The following is an 8,805-nucleotide window of genomic DNA, read 5'->3' on the forward strand; positions in this document are numbered from 1 at the left end:
TTGTTAGATCCTCCCCCGCCGTTTTATTCGCTACCCGTGTCACACAAACAACCGCGGCGGGAGGTGAACTACCTCGGCGTCCGGCCAGTACGCTGTGCGGCGGCAATCTTCACCGGACGTTCACGGGCGAGCGACAGCGGTGAGCACGACGGCCCGCACGCGGGCCCGACGGACGGAGCACCATGAGCCTCGGCTGGACCAAGCACGGTGACGGCAGGCACGTCGCCCCCGGCGACGTCGTCGCACCCGACGAGCGGCTGAGCTGGCCGCGCACCATCGGCATCGGCATGCAGCACGTGGTGGCGATGTTCGGCTCCACGTTCATCGTGCCGCTGATCACCGGGTTCTCGCCCGCGACGACGCTGTTCTTCTCGGCCATCGGCACGGCGCTGTTCCTGCTGATCACACGGAACCGCCTGCCCAGCTACCTGGGGTCGAGCTTCGCGTTCATCGCCCCCATCACCGCGGCGACGGCCTCGCACGGCGAGTCCGTGGCCGTGGGCGGCATCCTCGTCACGGGCGTCGTGCTCGCGGCGATCGGCGCGCTGGTGCACTTCGCCGGCGCCCGCTGGATCGACGTCGTGATGCCGCCGGTCGTCACCGGCACGATCGTCGCGCTCATCGGCCTGAACCTGGCGCCGGCGGCCTGGGGCACCTGCACGGAGTCCGTCGTGGACGGCGAGATCGTGCAGGCGTGCGACAGCGGCTTCCGCGCCGCGCCGCTCACGGCGACGATCACGCTGGCGGCGATCATCCTCGTGACGGTGCTGTTCAAGGGCATCATCGGCCGCCTGTCGATCCTGGTCGGCGTCGTGATCGGCTACGTGGCGGCGCTGCTCCAGGGCCAGGTGAGCTTCGCCGCGGTCACGAAGGCCGGCTGGTTCGGCTTCCCGCACTTCGTCACGCCGTCGTTCGACCCGGCGGTGCTGGGCCTCTTCGTGCCCGTGGTGCTGGTGCTCATCGCGGAGAACGTGGGGCACGTGAAGTCGGTCGCGGCGATGACCGGCAAGAACCTCGACGACGTCGCGGGCCGGGCGCTTTTCGCCGACGGTCTCGCGACCACGTTCGCGGGCGTCGGCGGCGGCTCCGGCACCACGACCTACGCCGAGAACATCGGCGTCATGGCCGCGACCCGCGTGTACTCGACGGCGGCGTACTGGGTGGCGGCGGCGACGGCGCTGCTGCTGTCGATGTCGCCCAAGTTCGGCGCGCTCGTCGCCACGATCCCCGCGGGCGTGCTCGGCGGGGCGACGACGATGCTCTACGGCATGATCGGCATCCTCGGCGCCCGCATCTGGGTGCAGGGCAAGGTGGACTTCGGCAACCCGGTGAACCTCACCACCGCCGCCGTCCCGCTGATCATCGGCATCGCGAACTTCACGTTCGCCGCCGGCGACCTCACCTTCGAGGGCATCGCGATCGGCACCGCGTCCGCGCTCGTGATCTACCACGGCATGCGCGCGATCGCCCGGTGGCGCGGCACCGGCCAGGAGCCGGCCTCGCCGGCGTCGGCCCCCGCCGCGGCCGACGTGACGGACTGACGCCCGCCCGGGTGGCCCGGCCCTACTTCTTGGGCAGGGTCACCTGGGGGATCGGCGTGATCTCGTCGGCGGGCTCGCACCCCTCGGCGTCCTTCATCGGGGTCTCGGCGTCGAGCAGCACGCTGTCCTCGCTGAGCGGCGGGCTGTACTCCTCGCCGACCAGGAGGTCGACGGTGTTGCCCTTGCGGTCGTCGAGCACGAGGCGGACGTCGGGGTACTGGGCCGCGAGGGTGTAGGCGCGGGTGATGCCCTTGGTGCCGAAGCGCACCTCCGACTGCCCCAGCTGCTCCACCCAGTTGCCGGTGTCGACGATGTTGAAGCCGCGCTCGCTGAGCACGTCCTCGTTCGCGCCGGCGAGGGGCTCGCTGCCGTCGGCGGCGTTGTAGACGCGCACCTTGACCTTGGAGTACGCCACAGGCAGGGCGCCGTCGGGCTGGCCCTTGACCTGCGGCAGGCACGGCTCGGGCTGGGGGGCCTCGGCGACGGGCGTGTGGATGGGCCGCGAGAACGGCGAGCTGAACGCGCCCGAGTACATCGCGGCGGCCGCCAGGCCCGCGAGCAGCAGGAACGCGATGATGAGCCCGAAGACCACGGCCTGCCGCTCGTGCTCGCGCTTGCGGCGCGTCTCGCGGACCGGGTCGGGGGCAGGTGATGTCACGCGAAGAAACTACCCGAGTTCGCGGGAACGTTCGCGGGAGCGCCGCCGGTCGTGGCGGGAGTCACCGGAGCACGAGGACCCGGGCGTGCAGCACGGGCCGCTGCTGGAGCGCGGCCCGCACGGCGCGGTGCAGACCGTCCTCGAGGTACAGCACGCCCTGGTACTCGACGACGTGGGCGAAGAGATCGCCGAAGAACGTGGAGTCCTCCGCGAGCAGGTGGTCGAGGTCCAGCGTGCGCTTGGTGGTGACGAGCTCGTCGAGCCGTACCTGGCGCGGCGGCACGTCCACCCAGTCCTTGGCGGTGACGTGCCCGTGGTCGGGGTAGGGACGGCCGTCCCCCACGGCCTTGAAGATCATGGCTGCCATCGTAGGGGTGGGCTTGTGACCGGCCGTCTCGTTGCCTCGCGATACGGACACGATCCCGTCACGATCCCGTCACGGGCGCCCGGCGGGGCTGCGACGCGTGCCCACCCTGGCCTCGGTCGGAACGCTGTGGCACGCTGGGACCGACAGCAGCGTGGGAGCGCTCTCATCGCGCGGGCGCCGATCAAAGGAGATCGCCGTGGTCCTCGGTTCCTCTCGTCGTCCCTCCAGCCCGACGGTCCGGGCGGTCGCCGTCCTCGCCGCGGCCGCGGGTCTCGCCCTGGGCGGGCTCTCGGCGTCCGCGGCGCCGCCACCGCGGCCGGACCCGCAGCTGTGGGTGGACCCGGACAGCTCGACGATCGGCCACGTCGAGGAGCTGGGTCTGACCGGGGACGCGCGCGACGACGCGCTCGCGCTCGCGGGCGTCCCCACGGCGACCTGGTTCACCGGGGGCACGCCGCGCGAGGTGAGGCAGGACGTCAAGGACGTCGTCGTGCACGCGCACGCCGACAAGGCGGTCCCCGTGCTGGTCGCCTACAACCTCCCCTTCCGTGACTGCGCGCAGTACTCCGCGGGCGGCGCCACGTCCCTCGCGGAGTACACCGCGTGGATCGACGGGTTCGCACGTGGGATCGGGAACAAGCGGGCGGTCGTGGTCCTCGAGCCGGACGGGCTCGGCATCATCCCCTGGTACACGACCGTCGAGGGGAACCAGGAGTGGTGCCAGCCGGAGGAGGCGGACCCGGCGACGGCCGCGGCGGAACGGTTCACCATGCTGCGCCACGCCGTCGACACCCTCGGCGCCCTGCCGGGCACGAAGGTCTACCTCGACGCCGGCAACAGCAAGTGGCTCAACGTGGGCGACAACGCCGACCGGCTCCTGAAGGCGGGCGTCGAGCGCGCGGACGGGTTCTTCCTCAACGCCTCGAACTACCAGTACACCGAGAACTCGGTGGCGTACGGGCGGTGGATCTCGTCGTGCCTCGCGCTCGTCACCCAGGCGGGCGGGGCGTTCGGCGACTGCGGGAACCAGTACTGGAACGGCGGCCCCGCGAACGGCTGGTCGGGCGTGGAGATGTCGCCGTACGGACGGTGGTCGGCCGACGCGGCCGACCCGGCCCTGAGCACGGCCGGCGTCGACTCCCGGTACGCCCAGCAGCTCGGTGACGTGCGGGCCACGACGCCGTTCGTCGTCGACACGTCGCGCAACGGGCGGGGGCCGTGGGACCCGGCGACGTCCGAGAACGTGTACGCGGACGCCGAGGACTGGTGCAACCCGCCGGCGCGCGGTCTGGGCCTGCGGCCCACCCTGGACACCGGCGAGCCGCTGGTGGACGCCTACCTGTGGATCAAGGTGCCGGGGGAGTCCGACGGCCAGTGCTTCGGCGGCACCAGCGGGCCGCTCGACCCTGAGCGCGGCACGGTGGACCCGCCCGCCGGGCAGTGGTTCGTGGAGCAGGCGGACGAGCTGGTCGACCTCGCGGTGCCCGCCCTCACCTGAGCGGGCCGCCCGGGGCGGCCGGGCCCCGGGCTACCGGCGCAGCTCCACCAGGTGCCGGGCCGAGTGCGCGACGAACGGGCCGTCGGCCACGATCCGTTCGTGCAGGTCGCGCAGCTCGGTCCGGTAGGCGTCGACGGTGAAGCCCGGCACCATCCACACCACCTTCCGCAGGAACCAGACGACGGCGCCGACGTCGTGGAACTCGATCCGCAGGCGCTCCGCCCGCAGGTCGACGAGCTCGAGCCCGGCCGCGCGGGCGGCGGCCACCTCGTCCTGCGGGTCGCGGCCGCGCCGGACGTCCTCGGGCTGGGGGCCGAGGAAGAACTCGACGAGCTCGAAGACGCTCGCCGGCCCGACGTGCTGGGCGAGGTAGGCGCCGCCCGGGCGCAGCACGCGGGCGATCTCCGCCCAGCGGGGGACGACGGGGTGCCGGCTCGTGACCAGGTCGAACGACGCGTCGCCGAAGGGGAGCGGCGACTCGTCGTCGTGCGCGACCAGCGCGATGCCGCGCGGGTGCAGCCGCGCGGTCGCCGCCGCGACGTTCGGGGGCCACCCCTCGGTGGCGACGAGGAGACGGGGGAGCGACGGCGCGGCGGCCAGCACCTCGCCCCCGCCGGTCTGCAGGTCGAGCGCGGCGTCGACGGTGCCCAGTCGTTCGTGCAGGAGGCGGGAGTACCGCCAGCTCGGGCGCTCCTCCGTGGCGCGGCCCTCCAGCCAGGAGAAGTCCCAGCCGGACATCGGTGCGGCGTCGGCCTCGGCGACGAGCTCGTCGAACGTGCGGTCCATGCCGCACATCCTGCCCAGAGCCGCCCTGCCCGGGCACGGGAATTCGGCGCGGACGGGGAGCCGGGTCAGGCCCGCGCGGCGGCCGGCCGCGGGGCGTCGTCGGCCTCGGACTGCCGGTCGTACCGGGTGCGGGCGACGGCGATCTCCCGCTGGTGCTCCTCCGTCCACGTGACGAGCGCCTTGATCGTGGAGTGCAGGCTCGCGCCGAGGGGCGTCAGGTCGTAGTCCACGCGGGGCGGGACGACGGGGTACACCGTGCGACGCACGAGGCCGTCGCGCTCAAGGTGCCGCAGCGTCTGGGTGAGCATCCGCTGGCTGATGCCGTCGATCTCGCGCTTGAGCTCGGTGAACCGCAGGCTGCGGCGCTCGAGCAGCGCGATCACCAGGAGCGACCACTTGTCGGCGACGCGGTCGAGGATCTGCCGCACCTCGCAGTCCTCTCGGGAGTCCCAGTTCATGACGTCGAACTCCCTGTCGGTTCCCTCGCAGGAACCGGGTGCGGGAAAAGTGCCTTCTTCCATACCCGTCGATGCTGCCCCAGGGTGAGGTCAGTTACAAGAGGGAACCGACAGGTCGAACAGGAACCGAACCCTCGGACAGAACGGAGCCGCCCATGTCACGACCCGCAACGGACGCCGCCGCGAGCCGCCCGGCGGCACCCGCCCGCCCACCGGGCCGACCGGCGGGCCGCGAGCTCGCGGTGCTGGTGGTCGTCAGCGGCGCGATCTTCCTCGAGGGGATCGACATCGGCATGCTCAACGTCGCGCTGCCGGCGATCCGCGCCGACCTCGGGCTGTCCACGGCCACCCTCAGCGGCATCGTCAGCGCCTACGTCCTCGGCTACGGCGGGTTCATGCTCCTCGGCGGGCGGGCGGCCGACCTGCTCGGGCGCCGCCGGATGTTCCTCGTGTGGTTGGTCGTCTTCCTCGTGTTCTCCGGTCTCGGCGGGCTCGCGGACAGCGGCGGCGTGCTGCTGCTCTCCCGGTTCGTCACCGGCGTCGCCGCGGCGTTCCTCACCCCGGCCGGGCTGTCGTTGCTCACCACGACGTTCCCCGAGGGGCCCCGGCGCGACCGTGCGGTGCTCGTGTACTCGGGGATCGCGGCGGGTGGGTTCTCGCTGGGGGTCGTGGCCGGCGGGCTGCTGACGTCGCTCGGGTGGCGGTGGGTGTTCTTCGCCCCGGTCGTGCTCGCGGCCGTCCTGCTCGCGACCGCCGTCCGTGTCCTGCCCCGCGACCCCGCGCGTGCCGCGACGCGGGCCGGCTTCGACCTGGCCGGCGCCGCGACGATCACGGCAGGCATGCTGCTCCTCGTCTACGGCGTCGTCCGGCTGGAGCACCCGGGCGACGGCGTGGCCACCACCGTCGGCGTCTTCCTCGGCTCCGCCGCGCTCCTGGCCGCCTTCGTCGCCGTCGAGCGCCGGTCGGCGTCGCCGCTGGTGCGGCTCGGGATCCTGCGCTCGTCGCCCCTGGTCCGGGCGAACCTGGGCGCGGCGCTGCTCACGGCGTCGTTCTTCGGCTTCCAGTTCGTCGTGACGCTCTACCTGCAGGAGCTGCGCGGCTGGAGCAGCCTGGAGGCCGGCCTCGCCTTCCTGGTCCTCGGTGCGGACGTCGTCCTGGCCCCGCTGCTCACCCCGGTGCTGGTGCGGCGGTTCGGCAACGTCCGGGTCGTGGTGGGCGGGTTCGTCATCGCCACGGTCGCCTACGTGATCTTCCTGGGCGTCGGTGCCGACTGGCCGTACGCGGCGATGCTCCCGAGCTTCCTGCTCGTCGCGCTGGCCATCGGGCTCACCTACGGGCCGCTGGTGAGCGCGGCCACGGACGGCGTGGCGGCCGAGGAGCAGGGGCTGGCCGGCGGGCTCGTGAACACGTCCTTCCAGCTGGGCGCCGCGCTCGGCATCTCGGGCGTGACGGCCGTCCAGGTGGCGGCGCTCGGTGCGGAGACGTCGTCGGCCGCGCTCCTGGGGTCGTACCAGGCCGCACTGGTGGTACCGGCGGTCGCCGCGGCCGTCGGCGTCGTCGTCGCCGTGGTCGGGGTGCGGGCGGTGCGGGCCCGATGACGCGCGTCGTGACGGACTTCGCGGGGGTCCGCCCCCAGGTCGAGGCCTACGTGGGCGACATCATCTGGCGACCCGCCGACGAGAAGGGCGCGTGAACGACGACGGGGCCCGCACCGTGTGGTGCGAGCCCCGTCGGTCGGCGGAGGATGGGGGATTCGAACCCCCGAGGGCGTGAACCCAACACGCTTTCCAAGCGTGCGCCATAGGCCGCTAGGCGAATCCTCCTGGAGCGCGACCCGCATCCTGCGCGGGCAGCCCCAGAAGAATAGCCGACACCCCGCCGTGGCTCCGAATCCTGCGGGGGTGACGGCGGTCTCGCCCCCGAGTTTCGGGACGGGGCGGGGTCTCGGTTAGGCTGTCCGGCAGACCCCTCGTGCGGCACCATCTCGCCGAACTCCCCCAGGGCCGGAAGGCAGCAAGGGTAAGTGAGCTCTGGTGGGTGTGCGGGGGGTCCTCTACGTCCCGGCCGGTCGGCTGGTCCCGCCCTCGCAGCGTCGCGACAGTGCCGCGGGTCACAGAATCCATGATGTGGACGCAGAATCGTCCACTGCGTGAGATTCTCCCCGCGTCGGCTTGGTGAACCGGGCCGCGGGTGGTCACTCTGATGGCATGCCCCGCATCGCTCCCGCAGCCACCTCGACCGCGCGCACCCGCCGTCGCGGCGAGATGTGCCGCCCCGCGATGATCCCGGGCCGAATGTGTGAGCTCGGCTGACGCCGCACCGGCATCGCCCGACGACGTCGTCGTCGCCCTCCCCGGCCCGCCGGGGGACCACTCTTCCCGCCGCCTCGAGCTGATGGCCGTGGCTGCCGCACCCCACCCCTCACCGGCGCCGTACCCGGCGCCCGCCCGGAAGGACCCACCCGTGTCCCGTACCACCCGCACCCGCCTCCTCGCCGTCACCGCGATCGCGGCGGCCACCACCCTCACCCTGTCCGCCTGCGGCGGCGGCTCCGGCAACGCCGAGGGTGACGGCACGCTCCGCATCGGCGTCGTCGGCGCGTCCGACGACAAGTGGGCCGTCTTCACCGACAAGGCGAAGGAGGAGGGCCTCGACATCGAGCTGGTCGACCTGCAGGACTACACGCAGGCCAACCCCTCCCTCTCGCAGGGCGAGCTGGACGCGAACCAGTTCCAGCACCTGCAGTTCCTCGCCGGCTACAACGTCGACGCCGACGACGACCTGACGCCGATCGGCGCCACGGCCGTCTACCCGCTGGGCCTGTACTCGGAGAAGCACACCTCCGTCGACCAGATCCCCGCCGGCGGCGAGGTCGCCGTGCCGAACGACCCGACCAACCTGGCCCGCGCGCTCCTCGTGCTGCAGGACGCCGGCCTCATCGAGCTCAAGGACGGCGGCAGCGCCGTCTCCACCGAGGCCGACGTGCTGCCCAGCTCCAAGGTCACCGTGACGCCGGTCGCCGCCGAGCAGACGCCGATCCAGCTCAAGTCGGTGGACGCGTCCATCGTCAACAACGACTTCCTCGAGGACTCCGGGCTGTCCGCGGACGACGCCCTCTTCCAGGACGACCCCGACTCCGAGGCCGCCGCCCCCTACATCAACGTGTGGGTGGCGCGGGCCGAGGACTCCGGCGACCCCGACCTGGCAAAGCTGGTCGAGATCTCGCACTCCGACGAGGTCGTCGCGGCCGAGCAGAAGCAGTCCGGCGGCACCGCCGTCATCAAGGACAACTCGCCCGAGGAGCTGCAGGAGATCCTGGCCGGCCTCGAGGACGACATCCGCAACGCCTCCTGACCCGACGACGGCCGGGGAGCGCGGGCCAGCCCGGCCGCCCCGGCCGGCGTGCTGGGGACGCTTGGGCGGCAGACAGGTAGTGCGGACCACGGGCCGTACACGGTCGGACGCGGAGGAGCGCAGACCAGTGTGGTCGATAAGGG

The 8,805-nt window shown here is 72.7% G+C and carries 8 protein-coding genes, 1 tRNA gene and 1 other RNA gene; 5 read left to right on the top strand and 5 right to left on the bottom strand.

All coding sequences use genetic code 11. The annotated features are described in order from the left end of the window. The first annotated feature begins 182 nt into the window (after positions 1-182). Positions 183-1,541, top strand: coding sequence for a uracil-xanthine permease family protein (locus ACFQ80_RS17490; RefSeq protein WP_430551331.1), 1,359 nt, complete (start codon positions 183-185; stop codon positions 1,539-1,541). Between the two features lie 22 nt (positions 1,542-1,563). Here the strand turns inward: ACFQ80_RS17490 and ACFQ80_RS17495 are convergent, their stop codons facing one another. Continuing rightward, positions 1,564-2,199, bottom strand: a complete 636-nt coding sequence (locus tag ACFQ80_RS17495; protein WP_430551330.1) for a LytR C-terminal domain-containing protein — start codon at positions 2,197-2,199, stop codon at positions 1,564-1,566. A gap of 61 nt (positions 2,200-2,260) precedes the next feature. Beyond that, positions 2,261-2,557 carry a type II toxin-antitoxin system VapB family antitoxin gene (locus tag ACFQ80_RS17500; RefSeq protein WP_380320948.1) on the bottom strand — a complete coding sequence of 99 codons (297 nt, stop codon included), beginning with the start codon at positions 2,555-2,557 and terminating at the stop codon, positions 2,261-2,263. Between the two features lie 205 nt (positions 2,558-2,762). On the opposite strand from ACFQ80_RS17500, the gene ACFQ80_RS17505 reads away from it, so the two are divergent. Beyond that, positions 2,763-4,064, top strand: coding sequence for a glycoside hydrolase family 6 protein (locus ACFQ80_RS17505; RefSeq protein ID WP_430564538.1), 1,302 nt, complete (start codon positions 2,763-2,765; stop codon positions 4,062-4,064). Between the two features lie 30 nt (positions 4,065-4,094). On the opposite strand, the gene ACFQ80_RS17510 is transcribed toward ACFQ80_RS17505, so the two are convergent. Together ACFQ80_RS17510 and ACFQ80_RS17515 are read right to left on the bottom strand one after the other, a co-directional pair. Beyond that, entirely contained in the window at positions 4,095-4,850 is a 756-nt protein-coding gene (locus ACFQ80_RS17510) for a class I SAM-dependent methyltransferase (protein WP_430564539.1), read from the bottom strand. Between the two features lie 65 nt (positions 4,851-4,915). Then, positions 4,916-5,308, bottom strand: a complete 393-nt coding sequence (locus ACFQ80_RS17515; RefSeq protein WP_430551327.1) for a winged helix-turn-helix transcriptional regulator — start codon at positions 5,306-5,308, stop codon at positions 4,916-4,918. Positions 5,309-5,463: 155 nt separating this feature from the next. On the opposite strand from ACFQ80_RS17515, the gene ACFQ80_RS17520 reads away from it, so the two are divergent. After that, positions 5,464-6,906 (top strand): MFS transporter, encoded by a 1,443-nt coding sequence (locus tag ACFQ80_RS17520; protein ID WP_430564540.1) that lies wholly within the window; start codon positions 5,464-5,466, stop codon positions 6,904-6,906. Between the two features lie 140 nt (positions 6,907-7,046). Here ACFQ80_RS17520 and ACFQ80_RS17525 read toward each other — a convergent pair. After that, positions 7,047-7,131 (bottom strand) — tRNA-Ser (locus tag ACFQ80_RS17525). Between the two features lie 137 nt (positions 7,132-7,268). Here ACFQ80_RS17525 and ffs point away from each other — a divergent pair. Continuing rightward, positions 7,269-7,365, top strand: an RNA gene (gene ffs, locus ACFQ80_RS17530) — signal recognition particle sRNA small type. A gap of 406 nt (positions 7,366-7,771) precedes the next feature. After that, on the top strand, positions 7,772-8,662 hold the full coding sequence (locus ACFQ80_RS17535; RefSeq protein WP_430564541.1) for a MetQ/NlpA family ABC transporter substrate-binding protein: 891 nt from the start codon (positions 7,772-7,774) through the stop codon (positions 8,660-8,662). Positions 8,663-8,805 lie beyond the last annotated feature (143 nt).

Source organism: Isoptericola sp. NPDC056578, assembly GCF_042793275.1.
Lineage (GTDB): Bacteria > Actinomycetota > Actinomycetes > Actinomycetales > Cellulomonadaceae > Isoptericola.

What these genes read in the sequence shown, in the direction of transcription:
- ACFQ80_RS17490 (WP_430551331.1), top strand. Translation starts at nt 183, where the DNA reads ATGAGCCTCGGCTGGACCAAGCACGGTGACGGCAGGCACGTCGCCCCC.
- ACFQ80_RS17500 (WP_380320948.1), bottom strand. Translation starts at nt 2,557, where the DNA reads ATGATCTTCAAGGCCGTGGGGGACGGCCGTCCCTACCCCGACCACGGG.
- ACFQ80_RS17510 (WP_430564539.1), bottom strand. Translation starts at nt 4,850, where the DNA reads ATGGACCGCACGTTCGACGAGCTCGTCGCCGAGGCCGACGCCGCACCG.
- ACFQ80_RS17515 (WP_430551327.1), bottom strand. Translation starts at nt 5,308, where the DNA reads ATGAACTGGGACTCCCGAGAGGACTGCGAGGTGCGGCAGATCCTCGAC.
- ACFQ80_RS17520 (WP_430564540.1), top strand. Translation starts at nt 5,464, where the DNA reads ATGTCACGACCCGCAACGGACGCCGCCGCGAGCCGCCCGGCGGCACCC.